We start from the raw sequence: 22875 nt of genomic DNA, 5'->3' as shown, positions 1-22875 counted from the left end.
CAAGTATCCGCGCGACAACTTTAAAGGGCTCGCAAAGTCCCCGACCAGAGGAGGTGTGTGTGAAGCGGCGGGGGTGGCCTTTTCGGACTCTCCCGCCCGACCTCCCGTGCCCTGCGCTCCCACCGAAAGCGGCCTTGCCAGCGAGCCGGACACGGATGCACTGAGGGGTGGCTGTCGTCGACCTCCAGGTGAACGACGGAGGTTTCCCTGGCTGCTTTCGCCGCGGCCGCAAACAGCCCGAGCAGGACGCCCTCGAACAGGTTCGTCACGAGCATGGCAAGCGCGGTCATCACCAGGACGACCGCCTCGCCGCGGTGCCCGCGCCATAACGGCACCAGGGCGGCGAACAGCAGCAGCCACACCCGTGCAGCACGCGCGAGAGATTCGTACGATCACCGCGGTCATCGGCAGCGTGCCGAGCAGCCCGCACACCGCCTTGCCCGCCCCCTGGGCCATCAGTTCCCGGTTGTAGTCGGTGCGCGGACCGTCATGCATCCGGTCCACGGCCGCGCACTGAACACGCGTACGACTGTCCGAGGACGAGGACCAGCCCGATCCCTGCCAGCCGGGGGGCGGCGCAGGTAAACGGGAGAACATCAGTCCCTCACGGTGCGGTGGTCAGGACGGACGCGGCGGGCGTGCACTACGAGAGGCCCTTGGCCGCTGCCGGGAACCCGCGGGCGCACTCCCGAGTTCTCTACAGACATGTAGAAGCATAAGGTTGCCTCAGTCCGCCACACCAGTATCGCGGCGCCTGGCGGGGGAAGATGCCCGAAAGGGGCGCCTGTCGGCGTATTGGCTGCCGTACCGGTGGATCGTTGTGAAGGAGAAGGTCGTTGTCCGCATCTTCGACGGGCCCGTCGGGGCATAGTCCCCGAGTGTCCCGCCAGAGCCCGGCTGGTCGCGGCGAGTGCGGTGGTGTCCTGTGAGTGCCGTTCTCGGCTTGCTGGCCGTGCTGGTGCTGACCGCGGGCACGGGCTACTTCGTGGCCCAGGAGTTCGCCTACGTCGCTGCCGACCGCCTTGCGCTTGCCCGTGAGGCCGCGGCCGGTGACAAGCGGGCGGCCCGGGCGGTGAAGGTGCTGGAGCGGTTGTCGTTCATGCTTTCCGGTGCCCAGCTGGGGATCACCGTCACGGGCCTGGTGGTCGGCTTCCTGGCCGAACCCGCTCTGGCCGAGCTTTTGCGTCCGCTGCTGAGCGGGGCCGGGATCCCTGACGCCGCGGTGAGCGGGATCGCGCTGACGCTGGCGTTCGCCCTGGCCACGGTGATCCAGATGGTGCTGGGCGAGCTGGCGCCCAAGAACCTCGCACTGGCGATTCCCGAGCGGCTGGCCAAGTCGTTGGGTGCCTCCACCCTGGCCTACCTGACGGTTGCAGGCCCGGTGATCCGCGTCTTCGACGCATCCGCGAACAAGATCCTGCGCCGGGTCGGCATCGAGCCGGTGGAGGAGCTGCACCACGGGGCGACCTTGGAGGAGCTCGGTCACCTGATCGGCGAGTCCCACGATCACGGGCAGCTTCCCCGGGCCACAGCCGACCTGCTGGAGAGCGCGCTGGAGTTCTCCGAGCGACGCTTGGCCGAGGTGATGGTGCCCCGGGTGGACGTCGACACCGTCCCCGAGGCCGCCTCGGGCGAAGATGTGGCCCTGCTGATCGCCCGCCGCGGCCACTCCCACTACCCCGTCATCGGACAGCGCACCGACGACGTCGTGGGCGTCGTCGGAGTCCGTGAGCTCATGCCGCTGCCAGCCGGCCGGCTCGCCCAGCAGACGTCCCGGTCTCTGGCCCGCCCGGCGCTGTTCCTCCCCGACAGCCTCTCCCTGCCCCGCGCGGTCGAGCAGATGGAAACAGCCGGGGAGGAGTTCGCCGTGGTGCTGGACGAGCACGGCGGGCTGGCCGGGATCGTCACCTTCGAGGACATCGCCGAAGAGCTCGTCGGGGAGATCGCCGACGAGAGCGACCGCGTCGTGCCTCTGGCCGTCCGCGACGGCGATGGCTGGCTCATCGACGCCGGCCGCCGCATCGATGAGGCAGCCGAGGCCACCGGCATCGCCCTATCGGACGAGGAGGACGCCGACTTCGAGACCGTCGCCGGCCTCGTCATCGACCGGCTCGGGCGCCTGCCCGTCATCGGCGACCAGGTCACCGTGGACCTCACCGACGGCCACCGGGCCACGATCGAGGTCACCGAGGTGGACCGGCACGTACCCGAACGCATCTACATCAAGCAGCTTCCCGAACCTGTGCCCGGCGCCGACCGGAACAGCACGGGGACCGAGTCCGACCGCAGCAAGGAGCGGCCCGCATGAATCCGATGATGGCCGCCTTCGTCACCGTCCTGCTGCTGATCGGCAGCGGCTTCTTCGTCGCCGCCGAGTTCGCCCTGGTCGCAGCCAAGCACCACCGCATGGAACAAGCAGCCGCCCACGGCCGGCGCGGCGCCCGCTCGGCGCTCGCGGGCATGCGGGAGCTGTCCCTGATGCTGGCCGGCGCCCAGCTGGGCATCACCATGTGCACCCTGGGCCTGGGCATCGTCTCCAAGCCCGCCCTCTCCCACCAGATCGACCCCCTGCTCCTCAAGCTGGGCCTGCCCGCCGGGCTCAGCTACGGCATCGCCTTCGCCCTCGCCATGGCCGTCGTGGTCTTCCTCCACATGGTCCTGGGCGAGATGGCGCCGAAATCCTGGGCGATCGCCCACCCGGAAAGCTCCGCGATGCTCCTCGCACCGCCCTTCCGCGCCCTGATCCGCCTGGTACGGCCCCTGATCTGGATCCTCAACCAGGTCAGCAACGCACTGGTGCGGCTGTGCAGGGTCACCCCGCGCGAGGAACTCACCTCCGTCCACAACCGCGAACAGCTCACCCACCTGGTCGCTGAGTCCCAGCGCCTCGGGCTGATCAGCGCAGGCGACTCCACCCTGATCACCCGCTCCCTGACCGAACCGCAAGCCCCCATCGGCGCCCTGCAGGTCCCCGCCGACCGGATCGCGCAGGTGCCCGCGGGCGCGGACACCGTCGCGATCCTGGCCGCAGCCACCGCCGCGGACCGCACCCGGCTCCTGGTGAGGGACGAGGACCGAGTCCTCGGCTCGGTACACGCCCGCGACGCTCTCGCCGCCCGAGCCCAGGACCGCCCGGTCACGGCGGGTGGGCTAGCCCGCCCGGTGCCCGAGCTCAGCCAGGACACCACCGTCGCCCAAGCGGTGGAGGCACTGCGGAGCCATCGCGCCTCGCTCGCCGTCGTACGCGACAGCGACGGACGGCTGACCGGCCTGGTCAGCCTGGACGACCTGATCAGCCGCCTGCTGGGCTCACACCGCACGTGACGCAAGCCCTACCCGCATCCTCGCGGGCGGTGTGAACGTCCCTCGCGTACTCAGCCGTGGCGGCCCCGGCCCTGGCCCGCCCCTGTAACCGTCGTGGTGCGGGTCGCGCGCCACGACACGGCGAACGTGACCGCGAGCACGGTGACGATGAAGGTCAGCGACGCCCAGACGGGCACCTTGTAGAAGTCGGAGATGAGGAGTTTGACGCCGACACCGGCCAGGATCACTCCCAGGCCAGTCTGCAGATAGCGGAAGCGCCGCGCGGCACCGCTGATGAGGAAGTACGCCGCCCGCATGCCGAGCAGCGAGAAGGCGTTCGCGGTGAAGACGATGAAGGTGTTCTCGGTGACGGCGAAGATGGCCGGAATGCTGTCGACGGCGAACACCACATCCGTCGTCTCGATCACCACCAGCGTCGCCAGCAGCGGCGTGGCGGCCCAGCCGGCGGCGGTGCGCACCAGCAGGCGCTGTCCGTGCAACTCGTCCGTCACCGGCAGCACGCGGCGCATCGCCCTGAGCACGATGTTGCGTTCCGGGCGGACCTGCGCGCCGCCGTGCCGCAGCACCTTCCACGCGGTCAGCAGCAAGATGGCGCCAAAGACGTAGATCGTGACGTGGAAGGCGTCCAGGAGTGACGCACCCACGCCGATGAACACCGCTCGCATCGCCAGGGCGCCGATGATGCCCCACATCAGCACCCGGTGCTGGTACTGGTCCGGGATCCCGAAATGAGCGAAGATCAGCGCGAACACAAAGATGTTGTCGACCGACAGGCTCTTCTCGATCAGGTAGCCGGCCAGGTACTCCTCGGCAGCCACCATGCCCTGCCACCACAGCAAAATGGCCCCGAAGGCCAGGGCCAGCACCACCCACAGCGCACTCCACCACGCCGCTTCCTGTAGAGATATCTCCGTGGCGTGACGATGAACGACGAACAAGTCGAGCGTCAGCACCGCCACCAAGAAGGCGATGAAGATGACCCACGCCACGAAAGGCACGTCCATATCGTCAGCATTGCCCGTTTCGCCCGGAGCGAACCGGCTACACAGTGCAACGTCCCCGCGGCAAGGTCAGAACTCCAGAGGTCCGGGCCGGGGCAGACGCCCAGCCCCGCTCGAGCGTGGACTACAGGCCGGAGCGCACCACGGTGACGGGGCAATGGGCGTGATGGAGCACCGCCTGGCTGACGGACCCCAGCAGCATGCCGGTGAAGCCGCCTCGTCCGCGCGCGCCGAGCACCATCAGCTGCGTTCTGCCGCTCACCTCGATCAAGGCCGGACGGGTCCGCCCGCGTAGCAGGGAGGTGCGGACGGTGAGCTGCGGGTACCGTCGGCGATGTGCGGCCAGGGCCTCGGCAAGCAGTCGGTTCTCTTCCGCCCGAAGCTGGTCCGCATCACCGATCAGGTCTGTCAGGTCCACCGGATCGCCGAAGTGGTGCTCGCCGTGGTCGGTCCAGGTGGACCACGCGTGCACGGCCAGCAGATCCGCGCCCCTGAGTGCGGCTTCGGCGAAGGCGAACGCGACGGCGGGCTGCCCCTGTGGGGAGCCGTCCACGGCCACCGCCACCGGCCCGGCCGGGTCCGGGCGGCCCCGCACGACCATCACCGGGCAGCGCGCGTGCGCGCTCAAGTGGACTGCGGTCGATCCCAGCAACAGCTCCAGAAAGCCTCCCGAGCCGCGATGGCCCACCACAAGGAGCTGCGCGGTGCGCGACTGAGCTTCCAACGCGGTCACTGGCACACCCGGGAGCACCGCGCGGCTCACCTCTATCCCCGGTGCTGCGGTTTCGGCCCGCCCGACCGCCTGCGCCAGCAGGTGGTCAACCGCCTCCCGCAGGGCCCCGGCCGGAGGGCCGAGCGGCGACGCGCCGGGCGGGGCGTGCATGGCCGGCCACGTGAAGGCATGAACCACCCGCAGCTCCACCTTTCGCATCCGCGCCTCGCGCGCTGCGACGTCCACAGCGGCGAGCGCGGAAGGCGAGCCGTCCACGCCGACGACGACCGGCCCACTCATCGTGCCTCTTCCTGCCAGCAGATGGAAGGGCAGAGGCGTCACCGCCTGCCCCTTCCAGCTTCCCCTGCCGTCACACCATCCGCCACGCAATGGCCCCGTGCCGCTGCCACCGGTCCCAGGCGATCCGCGACTGAGTTCACCGTCCGCTCCAGGGGGGTTGTCGGCGTACTCGTCTGAGTGGCCCTGGCAAGATTTCCGTGAAACGGGGCTGTGCAACCGTGCGCCGGTGACGCTCCGTCACAGGTAGCTGCACTGTCAGCGAGTGTGATGACCTCGTACAGATCTTGTCTCCGCATCTGGATGCGGTGCGGGTGGAGCGAGTGTGGGTGGCGGGCGGCGTGGTCCGCATCGCAGCCTGCACCCGGGAGTTGACGCTGGCGTGCCCGGACTGCGGTCTCGGTTCTGCGCGGGTGCACAGCCGGTACTCCCGCACGCTGGCCGATGTCGCTGCCGGTGGCCGCCCGGTGCTGATCAGTCTGATGGTGCGGCGGTTGTTCTGTGACAGTGCGGACTGCGGTCGGCGGACGTTTGCCGAGCAGGTGGAGGGGCTGACGGTGCGCTATCAGCGTCGCAGTCCGCTGCTGCAGCATCTGGTCGAGATGGCCGGGGTGCTGCTCGCTGGCCGCGGCGGGGCCCGGCTTCTGCGCATCTTGAAGACGCCGTTGTCGCGGACAAGTGTGCTGTTCCAGTTGATGCGCATCCGGCTGCCGTCGGCCGCGACACCGCGGGTGCTGGGCGTGGATGACTTCGCGTTGTACGCGGACGTCTACGGCACGCTGCTCGTGGATGCCGACAGGCGGTTGCCGATCGAGTTGTGGGCCGGGCGCGATGCCGAGCAACTGGCCTCCTGGCTGCGTGCGCATCCCGGCGTCGAGGTAGTGTGCCGGGACGGTTCGCTGGTCTACCGACAGGGCATCACCGAGGGAGCCCCGGACGCGGTGCAGGTCAGCGACCGTTTTCACCTGTGGCAGGGGCTGTCGAAGCGGGTCTCGGACATCGCCGCGGCCCACCGCGACTGCCTGACCGCCGCAGTACCTGAACCCCAACCGGCCCCACCGCCGTCGGACGAACCGCGCGAGGCGGCCGATACTCCCGCCCGCCGTCACGCGAAGCGACTGTTCGAGACCGTCCAGGAATACACCGGTACAGCCCGCAGTCTCAGCGCGATAGCCCGCGAACTCGGCTTGAACCGCCGCACCGTGGCCAAGTACGCACGCGCTGGATCCTGGCAGGAGTGCATACGCCGCACACCGCCCCGCCGGTCCACGAGCCTCGACCCGTATCTGGACTACTTGCGGCAACGCTGGGAGGAAGGCGAGCAAACCGCGACCGTGCTGCACCAGGAGATCGCCGCCAAGGGCTACCGCGGCCATTACCAGCGGGTCCGCGACGCAGCGGCGCGATGGCCATCTCTCGACCAAACCCACACTCTGGTCAGGCAGTTCGCGGCCATGCTCGATGCCCGCAACGCCGCCCCGCTGCCGGACTGGCTCGACCAACTCGCGGACTCTGGCCTGCCTGCCCTGGCGAGCCTGGCCAACGCCATTCGCGAAGACCAGCCAGCAGTCGTGCAGGGGATCACCACCCCGTTCAACTCCGGCGTCAACGAAGGCCGCATCACGGATCTGAAGCTCCAAAAGAGGATCATGGCCGGCCGCGCCGGTGTTCCGCTCCTGCGCCACCGCGTCGTCCTCATGGCGCACCTCCGACGCAGCTACCTGTGACGGAGCGTCACCGGCGCACGGTTGCACAGCCCCGTTTCACGGAAATCTTGCCAGGGCCACGTTCGCTTGTACGCCGACAGGGGTGGCCGCGTGGAGGATGAAGTACAGGGTGATGGCCGAGTTCGCCGAGGACATGGTTGAGGCGGCGGTGCCGGCCGCCGCACCCCAGGCAGCGAGGCTTCCCGCGGTGAACGCCGGAGGCCATTTCCGGCCGGAGGGCGCCCGGCCGGAGAGCGGCTACCGGCGCGGAAACAGCGCGGCAGCGGCGATTCCCGCGAGGGTGACTAGGGCGCGCCGCGGCTGATCAGAGTCCACTGAAACGACTGGCCCACCCGCTCCCGAACCACCGCACCTTTGGCATGGAGCCGCGTGAGGATGGTCATCACAGTGGTGTAGGCAAGGTCACCGCCGAGCCGCTCCTGCACCCATCCGACGGTCGCTGGCGTGGATGCCTGACGTAGCGCCCCAAGCATCTCCGCCTCCAGCGCGCCCCGCCCGCGCCGACGGGAATGACCGGCGCCCCCCGTGGTCCGATCCGCCATTACGCATCTCCCTTAGAAGGCACGCGGGGACATCAGCGTCTCCGCACCGTCGATCACTGCCGTGCAGCGGGGCGTGCCAGGGCCCGGAACGACACGGACGATCACAGGCAGCGGCGGATCCGTGGGCAGTTCCCCGGTCAAAACCTGGGGGCGATGGCCCCGCAGCGGAACGCGACCGGTCTCCTTGCCGTCGACGAGCAGCTCGACCAGCCCGGGATGGCCGCCGTGGATGCTCACGGTCACCGAGTGGCTCCTGGCATCGAGGTGAAAGTGGTGACTGCGCGCCATCACGCACCTCCTGAGGAACTACCGCCTCTAACATCATGCCTTTGGTGGGGCTCACCTGCTCCGCGTGCTCCCGGGCGCGCCATGCCGGACACTCCTGTATAAGGCTGGCGTATTTCGCGCGGGTCAAGAGTGAGGGTGTTCGGCGTGCTTGAGGTCCCGCTCTGGCTGTGGATGGTGTTCGCCGCGACCGTGGTCGTGTCGCTGGCGGTGGACCTGCTGGCCCACCGCACCGCGCACGTCATCCGCTTCAAGGAGGCAGCTGCCTGGAGTGGCCTGTGGGTGAGCCTTGCCCTGATCTTCGGCGCCGTCGTCTTCCTCGTTCTGGGCACGACCGCCGGAACCGAGTACACGACGGCCTGGCTGCTGGAGAAGAGCCTGTCGGTCGACAATCTCTTCGTCTTCGCCGTGATCTTCGCCTACTTCAAGGTGCCCCGCGCCTACCAGCACCGCGTGCTGTTCTTCGGCGTCATCGGCGCGCTCGTCTTCCGCGGGATCTTCCTCTCCCTTGGCGTGGCCGTGGTCAGCCGCTTCACCGCGGTGCTGTACGCCTTCGCCGCCGTCCTCTTCTACAGCACCTACAAACTCCTCAAGGACGAGGAGGAGAGCTTCGACCCGGGCAAGAGTTTCGCTGTACGGATGCTCCGCAAGATCGTCCCGGTCCGGGACGAGTACGCTGGAGCGAAGTTCTTCGTCAAAGAAGCTGGCAAGCGGGTGGCGACCCCGCTGCTCGCAGTGGTCGCCGCCATCGAGGCCGCCGACCTCATCTTCGCCGTCGACAGCGTCCCGGCCGTCCTCGCGGTCAGCGACGACGCGTTCATCGTCTACACCAGCAACGCGTTCGCCATCCTCGGCCTGCGGGCCCTGTACTTCATGCTCGCCGGGCTCCTGGACCGCTTCCACTACCTGAACAAGGGCCTGGCGATCATCCTGGGCTTCATCGGGGTCAAGCTCATCCTCCAGGCATCCCACAAGATGATCAGCCCCAGCATCCCGGAGATCCCTTCACCGATCAGCCTCGCGGTCATCGTCGTCGTCCTGACGGGTTCCGTGGTGCTCAGCCTCAGAAGGCCCGCCCCGCTGCACATTCCGGAACAGGCCGACGAACAGAGGGACGCCTCCTGGGTCACCGAGCAGCCCGGTCCACCACCTGTGGTGGACGCCCCTGACCCCCCCGCCAGTTCACCGGGGCGGGACGGCCGCCCGCGCTCGGGGCGGCTTCCCGACCCGCCAGTACGGGCATATCGTAAAAAAATGGTCAAGATGAAGCGCGAGCGAGAAGCGTACCTGTGTCCGACCTGCAAGAAGCCGGTGCCGACCGCAGTACACCGCCACAAGACCCTCGGCGTATTCGTTCCCGTCTGGGGACCAGGCGCGTGTCAAAACCGCGACTGTCCCGACTTTCGGCTGGACCCCAATCGCAGACACTCCCAGGCCCGGTAGGGGATCCTCTGCCGCCCGTCACATCAGGCGGTCCCGGGCCCCGCCGCCGGGCTCGTCGGCCAGCACGATCGCGGCCCTCACGCGCTTACCCACTGTCTCGCGCCGCAACTCAGGCCGCCCGACCCAGCCCGCATCAGCAGGACAGGCCGGCCGCAGGGCCGGGGAGGTCACCCATCCGCTGATCTCCACAGCGCCGCCGCTGACCTCCAGGTCCAGCAGGCACGGTCCTGACGCGTATGTGAACGCGTTGGTCACCAGCTTCACCATGCCCATCGCTCACTCCGAGACCGGAAGCCCGTGAACGGCCTGCACCTCGGTCATGAATCGGCGGGCAAAACGCCGGGCCACAGCGATCGGCTCGCTGCTGTCCAAGGCCACGGCAGACAGGACCGGGCGGCTGACGAGCGGCTCATATCAGTCTTCGTGCACCGCTAAACCACGCCGCCACGCTCGTCCCGAGCAACACGGTCACCGAGTGCGAATGCTCCCGAACCAGCACAGCACAGACCCAGGATCGACGCTTGCGGTGCCCGGGCGGCACCACCGACGACACGCTGCACACCATGCTGCGTCGCCGCGCGGGCGGCGAGAGCGTCGAACAGATCAAGCCCAGCCTGATCGTCCCCACCGGCCACCGGAAGGTCCGAAACCCGGGGTCCGTCAAGCATCTACCGGTGCTTGCCGAGCACGGGAAGCGGCAAGCGGACGCGGTCGAGCAGGCGCACACCGACTTCGCCACTCTCCAGAGCCCTGGGAGCATTCCGAGCCAGGTGGCGGGGCAGCATGAGCGCATGATCAACGGGCCCACGGCGCGAAGGGGGCGCCCGGGCTGGGCGCCTCCTGGGCCAAGTCGGCATTGCTTTCTTGTAAGGGCTTGCCGGGAAACAAGGGCACCCAGAATGTCAGCGGGAGTACTAATGTTCTGGCGCCGCGAGCACCTCCAGCACCCGCCACGGCTCGTCGGCCGGTACGGTGCCGTCCTGCACCATCCGGTCGATGGCCGCCCGCACGACGGCGGCCGTCTCCACCGGCACGTCCCGAACGCCGAACACGGTCTCCAGCGGCGCCGTCCCCGCCCGGGTCGCCTCCCCGGTAGCCGCGTCGAACCAGCCCTCGGCCAGCTCGCCCAGGTGCCGCTCGAACACAGCGAGGATCACGCCGAGCGCCGTCGCGCTGTTGCCGATCTTGTACGCGGCTCGGGAGGTCTCCAGCGCATCGAGCACTGGCTCGTACTGCTCCAGCCCGGCCACCCACCGCTGGTCCGCCGTCGCCGTGGACCGGGCCGCGTCGAAGGCGGCCTCGGCTCGCTCCAGCTCATCGGGCAGGAACATGAACTGCACGCTGGCGAAGTCGAGGTTCGCCTCGCCCAGGGAGGCGACGTCCACCTTCTCCAGCAGGTCCAGGGCCTTGTCGTCCAGGCCCGTGTACTGCCGCCACTCCACCGACTCCAGCTCGTCGTACAGCTCCTTGAGGATCGCAGGATCGTCCTGGCCCGCAATCGCGTTGTGCGAGAGCTGGAGAGCGATCTGCCGCTGGCGGGGCAGCGGCTCGTCTATCTGCATCCACCAGATCTGCGTCAGGCCGGCCTCGATCGCGGCGAGCGTGCGGTGGTTGCCGGACAGGACGACCAGCCGCCCCGTATCGCGGTCGTTCCACACCAGCGGCGTCGAGGTCAGGCAGCCATCCCGCTCGATGTTCGCCACGAGCTGCCGGAACTGCTCGTGCGGCAGGAACCGAGCGTTGACGTCGAGCAGTGTCAGCGTGCGCGGGTCGCCCTGCACCATCTGCGGCGGGGCGAGGCGAGTGGTCTCCTCCATGGTCAGACTCCCGTCTTCGTCGTCTGGGCGCCCCACCGCTTCGCCCACGTCTGAAGGGCCTCGGCCAGCGTGTGCTGGCCCATAGCCCCCTGGTACTGGAGCTGGAACTTCCAGCCGTCCTCGTTCGACGGGCTGCGCTTGTGCAGCCGCAGCAGCCCGCGGTACTTCATCGACACCGGGTTGTTGCTGAACGCCGTCGTCGCCACCCTGCGGATCCGCCGCGAGAACGCCCGCTGGCACAGCAACTGCGCCTCGGCACTGGTGGCCGCGAGGACGATCAGCTTCGACAACCGCGGGTAGTCGGTCGGCGCGACCGCGAAGTCCGAGAGCACGTACGCCTCGTCCGGCGTGAACGTGCTCGGGGCCATCGCGAACACGCCCAGGAGCCGTCCGCCGCCGTCCTTCACCGCGACGGCCAGGTTCGCCGCACCCGGCGCGATCTTCGGGTTGAGGTACCGGGAGCGCAGCGCGTTGAACTGGCCGGGCTTCAGCAACGACAGCCGCAGCGGACCGACGAGTTGGTCACCCTCGCGCAGGCGGGGGACCTTCACCGGCTCGATCGGCTGGCGCGGAGCGACGATCCTCGTCCGGGCCTGACTGGCGTACACGTAGAAGGGAGCAGCGCGTGGCGTCGCCTTGATCACGCCGCGCAAGTAGGGGTGCAGCTCGGGCACGTCGTGGTTGGAGGCAGTCAGCCAGTACGGCCGGTCCGTGATCGCGCCGAGCACGCCGACCACGTCGTCGTCGGACAGCGGCTCGTACTCAGGCGCGTCCCAGGTGAAGTGCGCCTCCAGCGGCTCGTACAGCTTCTCGTAGCCACCGCCGTAGAAGGGAGGGAAAGAGCACACCGGGGCATCACCAGGGACCTTCTGGAGCCAGGAGCGCACGTCCTCCACCTCGTACGAGGCCAGTTCGATGTCCGAGCCAGACAGCCGCTCGACCGTCTCCGCGTGCTTGACCTTCCACTGCTCCCGGTAGGAGCGAACGACCCGCTCGTGCCATAGCCCCTCGCGGCCGACACTGGCGAGGAACCGCGTGCCGAGCATGAGCGTGGCGACGGTGCCGACACCGTCGTCCAAGGAGTCCGCAAGCCAACCGAGTTCGTCTCGGCTCTCCTCTCGGAGCTGGATGCCGACCGGTTGCCGGGTGAGCCACCGGCCGACCGCGCTGGTGTAGATGGACACGTCGGAGGAATGGAGGGCGAAGCCCATGCCGGCCACGCTGCGCTCGATGGTGAAGTTCCCGCAGCACGGGACGTACACGGGGCCGCTGGGCCACTGGCTGGCGGTCTCGCGCACGATGGAGCGCATGGGGCCCGGGATGGTGCCCTGGAACATCTCTCGCCTCCCGACGAACGACAGCGCCCGGCCTCGGCGGGGTGCCGGGGCCGGGCGCTGCGCTGAAACCTTACACAAGGAGCACGCAGCCCCTTGGAATCATGTCATCTATCTTTTGACTTGACGGAGTCTCGACAGGAGGGGCTTCTCAACCGGTCGGCCGCTTGCTCCAGAGCCACACGCCGGAGTCGTCGGCCTCCATCACCGCGACGGCGAACCCCTCATCTCCGCCCGGTTCCACCCAGACCATGAGGTGATCATCGAAAACGAAGTCCACCTGCGCCGGGTACACGCCGTCCGCGATGTCCTCATGCCCCCGAAGCCTCACCTCGATCTTGGAGCCAGGCTTGACGGCCTTCAGGTCCCTCATCATGTTCCTCCCCGCCCGTCTTTCGCTCTGAACTGCGCCGACACCGCTCACAGCAGGGTGCCCTGCTGGAAGCCACTATCCGCCACGGGAGACAGCTCCCGCACCTCATCTCCGGTGACGTCCTTCCACCAGGCGGCGAACACGCGGCGGTGGCACCACAGGCCCGGCTTGGCCAGGTCCTCGAAGCAGAGCAGCACCAGGCGGTGATCACCCTCGGCCTGCGTGATCTGCCGAAGCCGCGCCGCGATCCGCTCGGGGCCGAGCTGATCGAGGTCGGCCCGGTAGGCCGCGGTGAACTCGGGCTCGGGCGCGTTGAGGTAGGCCCGACGTGGCGCGAGCTCCCGCACCGAGTGGGTGAGGGAGTAGGGGAGCTTGAACCGGACGCCGCCCAGGGTGATGCGCACCGGCACCCCTTGCGGGGGCTGGAACGCCTGGAACCGGTTGGTGAACAGGGTGAGCACGCTTGCTTCCTTCCTTACTGCTGATCACCCGGCCGTGGGCGTCGCGCTGGCGGCCGGGGTCTTGCTGGCCCCGCCCGCTACCTGGGGAGCGGGAGCCGGGCGACACCGGGCCCGCGAGGAACGAACTCCCCGCGAACCCGGGCCGGGTCTTGTTACTCGCCCGAGAAGACGAAGGAGGTCCGGGCCGCGAGCTGGACGATGACGTCGAACTCCACCGGCCCGTCCGCATAGTTGGCCGTGACCCGGATGACCCTGTTGGTCTCATTGGCGAACGCGGAGGCCGTGGTCTCCTCCACCTCGGAGATCACTTCCGAGGCCGGACCGGGCACCAGGTCCCGGGCCTCCGCCAGGAGCTAGGAGAGGTGGTCGGTGAACTGACGAATCCTGGGGGATGCCGACTTGGACCCCCAGTCCACATACTCCGACCTGACCTGATGGAATCCGACCGAGTCCAGTTTCCCGTTTTCCGCCATTTCCGTATCTCCAATCCCGAAGGGAATTTCCCTTTCCGTGCTTATATTTTATGACATTTGCAATTCCATTAACATGGAATCTGGCAGGGAATTCCAATTGAAGCGGGCGCAGTCAGGACTTCTGGCTGCGCCCGCTCCTCCGCTTCCTGGGGAGAGGTGGGGCGCGGCCTCCGCCGCGCCCCCTGTGTTCTACTTCGCGGTCGCTTCGGCCTTCTTGGCGGGCGTCCGGCGCGCCGCGGGCTTGGTCGCCGTGGCCGTCCGCGTCGCGGGCTTCGGGGCGGGCTTGGCCGCCGCCGTCTTCGCCGCAGGCTTCGGAGCAGGCTTGGCCGTCGTCTTCGCTGCGGGCTTCTCGACCGGCTTCTCGTTCTCGGCCGCCTCGGGCTTGGTCGCCACTTCCGTCTTCTTCGCAGCCGCCGCCTCCTGCTGGACCTCAACGGCCGCCTTGTTGAACTCCGCCTCCATGGCCCGCTGGATGCCCTGAGCCTTGGACAGCAGGTTCCGCACCATCTGCACCTTGGCGTACAGGCGGCCGACGACCCGCAGGTGACGGGCGAGGTCGTCGCCGAGGATGACGGCCAGGTCCTCCGGCTTCTTCTCCGCCAGTTCCTCCAGCAGCGGGATCAGGACCTCCTCGGCCTTGCCGAGGCCGTCCTTCGCCTTGGCCTTGGCCTTCTTCCGCTTGTCCTCCTCCTCGGCGGTCGGTGCCTTCTCGTTGGTGAGGGAGGTCTGCTGCTCCATCATCTTGAGGCCGTTGGCGAAGTGCTGCGCCTCGGCCTCGCTGTCGAAGTCGCCCCGCACGTAGCGCATGGCGGCCACCATCTGGTTGGCCGGGTTGAGCTGGGCGATGTGCCAGGCGAGGTTGTTCTTGATCTGGCCCTTGTCGACCATCTCGGCGACCTCGGGGCGCAGGGTGAGCAGGCCGAGCCGCCAGGTGATGTGGGTTTCCGTCTTGCCGAACTGCTTGGCGATCCTCGCCGGGGTCCATCCGGCGGCCTTCAGGTCGGCGTACGCACCGGCCTCCTCCATGATCGTCATGTCCGAGCGGTTGACGTTCTCAGCGATGCTGAGGACGTACGCCTCCTCCTCGCTGACCCCCTCGATGACCTTGGCCGGGACGACCTCCAGGCCGGCCGCCGTGCAGGCCCGCCACCGGCGCTCGCCCGCGATCAGCATGTAGGGGGCTTCGGCGCCCTCGACCGGGCGGACCACGACCGGCTGGAGGAGACCGTTCTCCTTGATGCTGCCGACCAGTTCCTGGTGAGCCTCCTCGTCGAAGAACTTGCGGGGCTGCTCCGGGTTGGGGGCGATCTCGTCAATCTTGAGGTTGGCGAACATAATTCCCGCGCCTTTCTGAATTCCGAGGGAAACCGTCCTTTGTGGTTTCCCCTTTGTTCTTACAGTTATATCTTAATCGCAAACACCGCTAAAGCAAGTGAGGATTTCTTTTAATTTCCGAATTTCAATTTCGGAACCCACTCGGCTTTGCGGCGCTTGTGGCCGTCATGAAGGGAGGGGTGTCGCAGTGTCGGGAGCTTCCAGAGGGCCCCGGATATGAGGTGAGCCCGCCGCGGCCTCACGGCCGCGACGGGCTCAGCTCCCATCACGCACCCCAACGACCGCACCGATTGCGGCCAGCTCCTCGCGGGCGGGGCGCGGGGGGTCGGCCACCCGCGAGGAGCAGGGAAGGCGCCGCACAACCGGCGCCAGTCGCCCGGGATCCTGCGGCTGCTGTACCGGAGCGACGCCACGAACGTAGCACACGATTCAAGAATGTCGTCTATCTATGTGCTGGCGCCGTTGGCTTCGCCGGCCCCCGTCACCCCCGCGGCCTGCCCGGATCCCGGCACCACTGACAGCAGTTCGAGGCCCGTACGGCCCGCCTCAAGGGTCCCCGACTGCGCCGCGCCCTGTTCGGTTACGTGCGGAGGCTGCTCCCTCGACAGGGCGGTGATGCGTTCCGCGTTCAGATCCAGCTCAGCCATGCCATTCCTCCCGTGAAGACCGGCGTTCGCTTCTTCCCTTCAGCCGGTCACTGCGCCACCGAGCCCAGGCTCCATTCCCGCTGGCAGGCTCGGCCTGCACCGCAAGCGGAATCCGTAATTTCGGCGTGATCATGACGCTAGCCAGTGCCGACCGCGCGCGCCGACTCTCCGTGCACAGCGCATGTGTTTGCGCTTGTCACGGCGCACAGTGGCGTGCGGCTTGAACAGGGGGAGCATGCGCGGTAGCGCAGACTTCACGCATTCATGCAGGTCAGCGCGCCCGTATACCCCTGCGGGCAATCAGGCACGCCTCAACACGCCGTGGTGTGTGCGACATTGACATGTCCTCTGTGTGAAGTTTGGATGTTGGCGCAAAGTAGATGTTGATCAATCAGTCGCTGGCGTCCCCACGCGCCGGCCGCGGGTGTTCGGGGGCCCACGATGAGCCGCGCCGTGCACGACCGCTCGGTCTATGCGGCATCTCGGGGATTCACATGCCCATCAGTGCGCATGAAACACGACGCGAACGGCTTCAGCTCGGGCTCCTGGAGCAGATGCGGCGTCAGGCCGCCGACCCCAGCCTGCAACGCCTGATCGCATGGCTGGCGGATGCCATCGACGGCCACGTGACCGTGACCAGCGCCACGGGCGAAGTCCTGGCCCAGGCACCTGAAGGTGCCCGCGCGGTTCTGGCGCCGGCAGCACACGAGCGGTCACGCGTAGCAATCGGGGAGCTGAAGTCCGCGACACTGGACGAGGGTCCCTTGAAGGCACGACTGCTGGCCATCGGTCACCACGCCCCCCATGCCGTCCTGGCGACTGCTCGAACAGAGCCGTACCCCGCAGCTGTGGCCGACATCGTGGGCCACGTCGCCGACCTCGTGGCATTGCTCTTGCCCACCACAGAGTTCAAAGCCAGTTGGCAGCGGGTGCGTCAGGCCACCACAGAGGTCGGCTTGGCGATCTTTCAACTCCTGATGGGCGGTCAAGTGGCCCTCGCACGGCGATCGGCGGCCAGCATCGCTCCCCAGGTACTGGCTGACGACGTGCGTGTCTACGTCGTGGACTGCCGGGCAGGCAAGCGTGAGCACACAGCGGAAGTCATCGAGACAGCCATCAGGAATTGCGGCCTGGCCAGGAAGCGGACCAGGTCCGAACGAGAAGCGACTGCGCCCGGCGTGCTCGTCGTGCGGTGCCCGGCCTACGACAACCACCTCATCATCGTCGCCCCCGCCGAGGACGGTGCCGGACAGCCCTCCGGGGTCGGCCGGAGCGACTCGGTGGGGGAGACGTTGCGCAAGATCGTTGCCGACCGGCCCGGCCACTACCTCGGAGCCAGCGAGACCACCGCTCTCACCCGTATCGCGGACGCCTACCGGGACGCGACCCGCGCCCTTAACGTCGCCCAGCACCTTCCGGAGCGGACATGGCAGTACAACGGCCACTCACAGCTCGCCTCCATGCTCGACGACCGAGCCCGACAGTGGGCTGAAGCGTTCCTCCAGCCCCTCTTCCACGCGCCATACCAAGAACGGGATCACCTGTTCACCACAGCTCGCCTTGCCCTTGCCTTCCCCACCACGGAAGCGGCCAAGATCCTCGACGTGCACCGCAACACCGTCGCCAGCCGGTTCAGGCGAGTTGGCGACCTCCTTCAGCTCGACCTGAGTGACATCCGTGCCCGCGCGGTCCTGGACCTGGCTCTCCAGATCGACGCACGAGCAGCCAGCCTCCCGCCCACGCCACCGTCCTCGAACGCCGTGAGCCTCGAAGAAGTGCTCTCCACCTGCACAGCCCACGCATGGGCCGAGATGACCCTCGCCCCGCTGGATCAGGATCGCCGGGATCTGCGGCGCACGCTGCGTGCGTGGCTGGCCCACAACACCAGTGCCGACAGCGCAGCGGCCGAGCTCGGAGTGCATCCGCAGACCGTCCGGGGACATCTACGCAGCGCGGAACGGCTGCTCCAGCGTCCGCTCCTGGCGGGTGCCGCAGGCGCCCACGAGATGGTCATAGCCCTGTTCATCGGCGGGCGCATCTCGACATTGCCAGGAGATGTGCCGCCTCTTCTTCCGGACGACGTCTACGGCGTCTGCGAGGCGACGCGAGCCCACGCATCGCCACGCCCCCTCTGGGATGGCAGAGACCAGGCGAACGAGTAGACGCCCCTGGCACCATGTGCTGTCGTTGAGCACCTGGTGCCACTCGCCATTCGGGGCGCTCACCGGTTATCTAGCCAGATTTACCAGGCGACTTCGCGGCAGGCTCATCCCACTTGCGCCACTTCAAGGCCACTCGGTCGGCATCGACCGTGCGCGAGCCGCGGGAAGCGGCCGGATACACGGCCACCTGCTCCAACATCAGTACGACCAGTCCCTTTTGGGCCCGCAGGGGCGCATGCTTCCACCACCGCACCAGGTCGGCTACGCCGCCCAGGGGAGCATGCTTGACCTGCTCCAGGATCCGCGCGCGTACCTCGTCCGCCCGGATGCTCTTCGTCAGCTCCTGGTCGGCCGTTTTGAAGGACTCCTTCGAAATCTCCCGGCGGGCGTAGTCCTTCCCGAGCTCCTTCTGTTGCGCACGGGCCGCTTCGATGTCCTTGCGCAACTGCTCGACCTCGCCGAGCACTTGGTCCCGCGCCGCTTCCAGAAGGGCACGCACCTCCGGCTTCGCCAACTCCGCCAGCACGTGCTCCGCCACGTATGTCTCCAGCAGGTCGGCGTTGATCCGCACCTTGCCGCAGCCGCCCGGATGCTGCTGGGTACTGGGGCTGCACCGGTACCCGCGGCTCCCGCTGCCGGACGGCGACGCGTCAAGCCACTCGGTGCACAGCCCGCACACGCTCTCGCCCCCGGTCAGGAGGTACTCGCGCTGCTCCGCCCGATCGTTGTCGGGATCGTTGGACGGACGGAGCGCGCGGATGGCGAAGAACTCCTCGGGCGTGATGATCTGCGGGCCGCCGCTGCTCACCAGCTCGCCCTGCTCATTCTCGGTGAGGCCGGCGATCGCCGGGTGATCGAGCACGTTCGCCAGCACGGCCGGCCGCCACAGCCCACCGCGCGTCGTGCGATGCCCCTCGGCGTTCATCCAGTCCGTGATCGCAGGGTACGACTGCTTCAGCAGGCGGCGGCTTGCCGCCAGTCGCAGGGCAGCCGCCTCCGACTCACGCAGCCGCCGGTACGCCATGTCCTCGAACCCGTACAGCCGTGGCACCTGACAGCTCCCCTCGCCTGGACCGACCCCCTGTTGACCCTTATAACTTTACCCAAGGTAGGTCACACTGATGCAAGGGATGCAGCACATCACAAGAGCGGGCAAAGCCGCGCCGATCACCCATGCCTGGACTTCAGCCCCTCAACAGCCAGCACCTTCCACAGCTCCGCCGTCGGCACCCGGACGGTGCTGCCCAGCGGGAGCGTCCTGACCGGGAAGGACCCGCTGCGAATCAAGGCGTACGCCTTGTCCCGGCTGATCCCCAAGGCCCGTGCTGCCGTTGTCACATTGACCGTGGCCGGAAGGGCCAGCAGCTCCTCCAAGCCCATCGCTCCGGCCGAAGCCTGCCCGCCCGCTTCCTGAGCAGCCATGTCGTTGGTCGCAATCTCCCCCGCGCCAACTTGAAGGCGACTTTACAACACTGTCCGACAGCCCCCTCAAGATCGAGACAGATCGCAGCGCGATCACAGAAACAACCGGCAAACCCCCAGATCACGGGCGGCAAGGGCGAGGGACAGCAATGTTCGAGGACAAGACCTACAAGCGGTGCGCCTGCAAGGGCCCCCTGACAGACAAGGAGGGCAAGCCAGTCCTCAAGGACGACGGCACACCCAAGATCGGCTACCTGGAGAAGCGATGCCCCAAGCTCAAGCGGCGTGACCACGGCTCCTGGTACTACTCGATCGAACTGCCACCAGGCCCAGGCGGCAAGCGCGAAACCGCCAAGAAGGGCGGCTTCCGCACCCAGAAGGACGCGGCAACAGCCTGCAAGGAGATCTGGGAGCTTGCCCAGGGCGGCGTACAGGTCAAGTCGAACGAGACCGTCGCCGAGTTCCTCCGCCGCTGGTTCGCCAAGCGCGTCGACCTGAAGCGGTCCACACGCAAGGGCTACGAAGACCACATCGAACGCGTCTTCATACCCGCCCTGGGCCACCTGAAGATGCGCGACCTACGCACCCGCCACATCCAGGACATGTTCAAAGCCATCTGGGCGGACAACAAGACCCACCAGCAAAACCGCGAGGCAGCCGACGAAGCCCTCGCAGCCGAGCGCGCCGCACACACAGCATGGCGCACCTGCACGATCCGCCCCCGGCCGCCCGAGCTGCGCCAGAACTGGAACGCCGCCAAGGCCGCACTCCGAACAGCGCGCAGCAAGCCGCGTCACATCACCGGCCCCGGCACCCAACTCAAGATGAACAACACGCTCAGCGCCGCCCTCGAGGACGCGCTCGCCGAGAAGCTGATCAGCGAGAACTGGGCCAAGAGCGTCGTCCTGCCGAAGTACGTGCGCCCCAAGCCAGTGGTGTGGACCGACGAGCGGGTCGCCCGCTGGCGGGCCACCGGGCAGAAGCCTGGCAAGGTCATGGTCTGGACACCCGAGCAGACCGGAACGTTCCTCGACGCCGTCGCCGAGCACCGGCTCTACCCGATGTTCCACCTCATGGTCTTCCGGGGCCTGCGCCGAGGCGAAGTCGCCGGACTGCCCTGGAGCGAGACCAACTTGACCATCGGTACCGTCCACATCAGCGAACAACTCGTCGCCGCCTCCTACGACGTCTGGGAAGACACACCCAAAAGCGAAAGCGGTGCGCGCACCGTCTCCTTGGACTCACAGACCCACGAACTGCTCAAGCTGTGGCGGCAGCGCCAGCAGGCCGAGTGCGAGGAATGGAACCGCGCCTACGAGCTCTGGCAGCAACACCGCAAGACCCAGCCCGACGAGCCAAACCGCAAGGCCCCGAAGGAGCCGTGGAAGGACACCGGCCTGGTCTTCACGTGGCAGAACGGACGTGCCTACCACCCCGAGTACCTGTCACAGGCGTTCGACCGGCTGATCAAGAAGCTGAACCTGCCTCCAGTTCGGCTCCACGATCTCCGACACTGCGCTGCCACGCTCTCCCTGGCCGCCGGCATCCACATGAAGAAGATCCAAGCCCTCCTCGGCCACAGCAGCTACTCCCTGACCGCCGACACCTACACCTCGGTGCTGCCCCAGTTCGAGAAGGCCGAGGCCGAAGCTCCGGTCGCCCTGGTGCCGCGAGCCCGGAAGCAGCAGGAGCCGTCTGGGGAGGCCGAGGTTCCCAGCGATGAGCTGGGGGAGACAGCCGCCTGACGGCATGTTCCCAGTGCGTTCCCATCTGACGTAAGAAGGCCCTCCGTGATCTTCACGGAGGGCCTTTCTCATGCTCACACAGGCTCTGACCTGGTATTTCTCTGTGCCCCCGGCAGGATTCGAACCTGCGACACCCGCTTTAGGAGAGCGGTGCTCTATCCCCTGAGCTACGGAGGCGGGGCCTTGAACAGGGTAGCGGATCGGCCTCGGGCGGTGGAGAGAGGCTGGGCGGTGAGGGGCGGGCTTCGGTGGGGGAGGCGATCGGGCGCTGTCGTAAGGGTGCCGGACAGCGGGGCATGTGCGGCGGCGGTGCTCCGTTCAGTGAGCTGTTGGGGAGTGGTACGCATCGGACCGACTGTGCGGTGTCGAGTATTTACCAAATCAGCGCGATATCTTGCGGTCATTTGTTGAGGGTGGTTGAGTGTGCCGCGCCCCGCACCGCCACGTTCATGCCCGAGGGAAACCACCCATGAGAAGTGCCCGGTTCCGCCGTACCCGCCGCGCCGGCGCGGTCGCCGTCCTCTCCGCACTCACGCTGACCGCGCTCGCCGCCTGCGGCACGAGCAGCAGCGACAACGGCAGCGGCGCTTCCAAGGGCAGCGGGTCCTCCGATCCGTCCGCCCCGCTGGACCCGAAGACCAAGGTGACGATTCACCGCGTACGTCACCGACAAGACGGTTCCGCTCCTGAAGGACATCGACCCGAACGTCCTCGGCTCGCTCAAGCACGAGGGCAAGCTGTACGGGCTGCCCACCAGCAACTACTCCATGGGTCTGCTGATCAACCGCAAGCTGTTCCAGCAGGCCGGGCTCGACCCCGACGCCCCGCCGCGCACCTGGGACGAGGTCCGCGCCGCCGCCCGGAAGATCGCCGCGCTCGGCGACGGCATCGCCGGCTTCGGCGAGTACAGCGCAGGCAACACCGGCGGCTGGCACTTCACCGCCGCCCAGATGTACAGCGTCGGGGGCGAGGTCGTCGACGCCGGCGGCAAGAAGGCCGCGTTCAACGACGAGCTCGGCAAGCAGGTCGCGAGGAACCTCCACGCCATGCGCTGGGAGGACGACAGCATGGGCAAGACCCAGCTGCTGAAGTGGGGCGACCTGCAGAAGCAGATCGCCACCGACAAGCTCGGCATGTTCCTCGCCGCCCCCGACGACATCGCGTACATGGTCCAGCAACTCGGCGCGGAGTACGAGAACTTCGGCATGGGGCCGATCCCCGGCGGAAGGAACACCCTGGCCGGCGGCAACAACTACATGATCAAGAAGGGGATCTCCCCGGACAAGGTCAAGGCCGCGATCGCCTGGCTCAACTTCAAGAACCTCACGGTCGGCAAGGGCCAGTTCAACTGGGCCCGCACCAAGGCCGACAAGCTTCCCGTCGGCGTCCCGCAGCCCAACTTCTGGCTGGGTGAGTCGAAGAAGAAGGACGACGCCGCCCGCCTGGCCAACGCCACCATGCCGGTCGCCAACTTCAAGTCCTTCATGGACACGCCGGTGCCCGGCAAGGCCGAGCCGCCGAAGGCGCAGGAGGTCTACAAGGTCCTCGACAACGTGATGTCCGGCATCCTCACCAACAAGGACGCCGACATCGACAAGCTCCTCGCCACCGCGGAGGCGCAGGTCAACCAGGTCCTGGCCAACCAGTGACCGGACGCCGGGCGGGGCGGTCCGCCCAAGGCCGGCCCCATGGCCCGCCCCGCCCGGCAGCGCAGACATGGCAGCGCAGACACGGCAGACCCGTACCGAGGAGCGACGATGTCGGCCCCCAGCCTG

General features: G+C 67.9%; 18 protein-coding genes, 1 tRNA gene and 4 pseudogenes. 7 read left to right on the top strand and 16 right to left on the bottom strand.

Annotation, left to right across the window (positions count from 1 at the left end):
- Window positions 1–173 precede the first annotated feature (173 nt).
- Window positions 174–510, bottom strand: a pseudogene (locus tag BKD26_RS41380) (SulP family inorganic anion transporter); the annotation flags it as partial.
- A 415-nt stretch (window positions 511–925) separates the two neighbouring features.
- Here BKD26_RS41380 and BKD26_RS18775 point away from each other — a divergent pair.
- The gene (locus tag BKD26_RS18775) at window positions 926–2308 is read left to right on the top strand and encodes a hemolysin family protein (protein WP_084899266.1); all 1383 of its coding nucleotides are present in this window, start codon (window positions 926–928) and stop codon (window positions 2306–2308) included.
- Complete coding sequence (locus BKD26_RS18770; RefSeq protein ID WP_084899265.1) at window positions 2305–3324, top strand: hemolysin family protein; 1020 nt, start codon at window positions 2305–2307, stop codon at window positions 3322–3324. Before BKD26_RS18775 ends, BKD26_RS18770 begins: the two co-directional genes overlap by 4 nt.
- A 50-nt stretch (window positions 3325–3374) precedes the next feature.
- Here BKD26_RS18770 and BKD26_RS18765 read toward each other — a convergent pair whose 3' ends face one another.
- On the bottom strand, window positions 3375–4328 hold the full coding sequence (locus BKD26_RS18765) for a TerC family protein (RefSeq protein WP_084899264.1): 954 nt from the start codon (window positions 4326–4328) through the stop codon (window positions 3375–3377).
- A 121-nt stretch (window positions 4329–4449) separates the two neighbouring features.
- Window positions 4450–5337 carry a universal stress protein gene (locus tag BKD26_RS18760; protein WP_084899262.1) on the bottom strand — a complete coding sequence of 296 codons (888 nt, stop codon included), beginning with the start codon at window positions 5335–5337 and terminating at the stop codon, window positions 4450–4452.
- 284 nt (window positions 5338–5621) lie between these two features.
- Here BKD26_RS18760 and BKD26_RS18755 point away from each other — a divergent pair, with 284 nt between their 5' ends.
- Complete coding sequence (locus tag BKD26_RS18755) at window positions 5622–7061, top strand: ISL3 family transposase (protein ID WP_241518722.1); 1440 nt, start codon at window positions 5622–5624, stop codon at window positions 7059–7061.
- A gap of 308 nt (window positions 7062–7369) precedes the next feature.
- Here the strand turns inward: BKD26_RS18755 and BKD26_RS18745 are convergent.
- Window positions 7370–7603 (bottom strand): annotated as a pseudogene (locus BKD26_RS18745) (BlaI/MecI/CopY family transcriptional regulator); the annotation flags it as partial.
- Between the two features lie 12 nt (window positions 7604–7615).
- Window positions 7616–7846 (bottom strand): hypothetical protein, encoded by a 231-nt coding sequence (locus BKD26_RS18740; protein ID WP_241518721.1) that lies wholly within the window; start codon window positions 7844–7846, stop codon window positions 7616–7618.
- A gap of 189 nt (window positions 7847–8035) precedes the next feature.
- On the opposite strand from BKD26_RS18740, the pseudogene BKD26_RS18735 reads away from it, so the two are divergent.
- Window positions 8036–8965 (top strand): annotated as a pseudogene (locus BKD26_RS18735) (TerC family protein); the annotation flags it as partial.
- A gap of 384 nt (window positions 8966–9349) precedes the next feature.
- On the opposite strand, the gene BKD26_RS18730 reads toward BKD26_RS18735, so the two are convergent.
- The 8 genes from BKD26_RS18730 to BKD26_RS18700 all read right to left on the bottom strand — a co-directional run bounded on the left by BKD26_RS18730 (window position 9350) and on the right by BKD26_RS18700 (window position 15771).
- On the bottom strand, window positions 9350–9598 hold the full coding sequence (locus tag BKD26_RS18730; RefSeq protein WP_241518720.1) for an ATP-binding protein: 249 nt from the start codon (window positions 9596–9598) through the stop codon (window positions 9350–9352).
- 647 nt (window positions 9599–10245) lie between these two features.
- Entirely contained in the window at window positions 10246–11148 is a 903-nt protein-coding gene (locus tag BKD26_RS18725; RefSeq protein WP_084899256.1) for a ParB N-terminal domain-containing protein, read from the bottom strand.
- Between the two features lie 2 nt (window positions 11149–11150).
- Window positions 11151–12458, bottom strand: coding sequence for a hypothetical protein (locus BKD26_RS18720; protein WP_143662668.1), 1308 nt, complete (start codon window positions 12456–12458; stop codon window positions 11151–11153).
- Between the two features lie 175 nt (window positions 12459–12633).
- A complete protein-coding gene (locus BKD26_RS18715; protein ID WP_084899253.1) occupies window positions 12634–12858 on the bottom strand; it encodes a hypothetical protein in 225 nt (74 codons plus the stop codon).
- Between the two features lie 44 nt (window positions 12859–12902).
- Complete coding sequence (locus BKD26_RS18710; protein WP_084899252.1) at window positions 12903–13316, bottom strand: DUF488 family protein; 414 nt, start codon at window positions 13314–13316, stop codon at window positions 12903–12905.
- A 152-nt stretch (window positions 13317–13468) separates the two neighbouring features.
- The gene (locus BKD26_RS40305; RefSeq protein ID WP_179166590.1) at window positions 13469–13645 is read right to left on the bottom strand and encodes a hypothetical protein; all 177 of its coding nucleotides are present in this window, start codon (window positions 13643–13645) and stop codon (window positions 13469–13471) included.
- A gap of 333 nt (window positions 13646–13978) precedes the next feature.
- Window positions 13979–15124, bottom strand: a complete 1146-nt coding sequence (locus tag BKD26_RS18705) for a ParB/RepB/Spo0J family partition protein (RefSeq protein ID WP_084899250.1) — start codon at window positions 15122–15124, stop codon at window positions 13979–13981.
- 446 nt (window positions 15125–15570) lie between these two features.
- A complete protein-coding gene (locus BKD26_RS18700) occupies window positions 15571–15771 on the bottom strand; it encodes a hypothetical protein (RefSeq protein ID WP_084899249.1) in 201 nt (66 codons plus the stop codon).
- Between the two features lie 494 nt (window positions 15772–16265).
- Here BKD26_RS18700 and BKD26_RS18695 point away from each other — a divergent pair, with 494 nt between their 5' ends.
- Window positions 16266–17933: a helix-turn-helix domain-containing protein gene (locus BKD26_RS18695; protein WP_179166589.1), complete on the top strand. Its 1668-nt coding sequence runs from the start codon at window positions 16266–16268 to the stop codon at window positions 17931–17933.
- A gap of 70 nt (window positions 17934–18003) precedes the next feature.
- Here BKD26_RS18695 and BKD26_RS18690 read toward each other — a convergent pair whose 3' ends face one another.
- Both BKD26_RS18690 and BKD26_RS18685 read right to left on the bottom strand, forming a co-directional pair.
- A complete protein-coding gene (locus BKD26_RS18690) occupies window positions 18004–18984 on the bottom strand; it encodes a recombinase family protein (protein ID WP_084899246.1) in 981 nt (326 codons plus the stop codon).
- A gap of 116 nt (window positions 18985–19100) precedes the next feature.
- Window positions 19101–19355, bottom strand: coding sequence for a helix-turn-helix domain-containing protein (locus BKD26_RS18685; protein ID WP_241518719.1), 255 nt, complete (start codon window positions 19353–19355; stop codon window positions 19101–19103).
- Between the two features lie 149 nt (window positions 19356–19504).
- Between BKD26_RS18685 and BKD26_RS18680 the strand changes: the two genes are divergently transcribed.
- Window positions 19505–21100, top strand: a complete 1596-nt coding sequence (locus BKD26_RS18680) for a site-specific integrase (protein ID WP_084899242.1) — start codon at window positions 19505–19507, stop codon at window positions 21098–21100.
- A 104-nt stretch (window positions 21101–21204) separates the two neighbouring features.
- Here BKD26_RS18680 and BKD26_RS18675 read toward each other — a convergent pair.
- Window positions 21205–21277 (bottom strand) — tRNA-Arg (locus BKD26_RS18675).
- A gap of 292 nt (window positions 21278–21569) precedes the next feature.
- Between BKD26_RS18675 and BKD26_RS18670 the strand changes: the two are divergent.
- Window positions 21570–22749: pseudogene (locus BKD26_RS18670) on the top strand (extracellular solute-binding protein).
- Window positions 22750–22875 lie beyond the last annotated feature (126 nt).

Source organism: Streptomyces sp. CB03238, from assembly GCF_002099185.1.
Lineage (GTDB): Bacteria > Actinomycetota > Actinomycetes > Streptomycetales > Streptomycetaceae > Streptomyces.
Note: the sequence above shows the minus strand (reverse complement) of the source record. Positions and strands in the feature narration are given on the sequence as shown.

Coding starts and splice junctions, on each gene's coding strand:
- BKD26_RS18705 (WP_084899250.1), bottom strand. CDS start 15,124: ATGTTCGCCAACCTCAAGATTGACGAGATCGCCCCCAACCCGGAGCAG.
- BKD26_RS18715 (WP_084899253.1), bottom strand. CDS start 12,858: ATGATGAGGGACCTGAAGGCCGTCAAGCCTGGCTCCAAGATCGAGGTG.
- BKD26_RS18695 (WP_179166589.1), top strand. CDS start 16,266: ATGCCCATCAGTGCGCATGAAACACGACGCGAACGGCTTCAGCTCGGG.
- BKD26_RS18700 (WP_084899249.1), bottom strand. CDS start 15,771: ATGGCTGAGCTGGATCTGAACGCGGAACGCATCACCGCCCTGTCGAGG.
- BKD26_RS18770 (WP_084899265.1), top strand. CDS start 2,305: ATGAATCCGATGATGGCCGCCTTCGTCACCGTCCTGCTGCTGATCGGC.
- BKD26_RS18720 (WP_143662668.1), bottom strand. CDS start 12,458: ATGCGCTCCATCGTGCGCGAGACCGCCAGCCAGTGGCCCAGCGGCCCC.
- BKD26_RS18730 (WP_241518720.1), bottom strand. CDS start 9,598: ATGGTGAAGCTGGTGACCAACGCGTTCACATACGCGTCAGGACCGTGC.
- BKD26_RS18760 (WP_084899262.1), bottom strand. CDS start 5,337: ATGAGTGGGCCGGTCGTCGTCGGCGTGGACGGCTCGCCTTCCGCGCTC.
- BKD26_RS18765 (WP_084899264.1), bottom strand. CDS start 4,328: ATGGACGTGCCTTTCGTGGCGTGGGTCATCTTCATCGCCTTCTTGGTG.
- BKD26_RS18725 (WP_084899256.1), bottom strand. CDS start 11,148: ATGGAGGAGACCACTCGCCTCGCCCCGCCGCAGATGGTGCAGGGCGAC.
- BKD26_RS18680 (WP_084899242.1), top strand. CDS start 19,505: ATGTTCGAGGACAAGACCTACAAGCGGTGCGCCTGCAAGGGCCCCCTG.
- BKD26_RS18685 (WP_241518719.1), bottom strand. CDS start 19,355: ATGGCTGCTCAGGAAGCGGGCGGGCAGGCTTCGGCCGGAGCGATGGGC.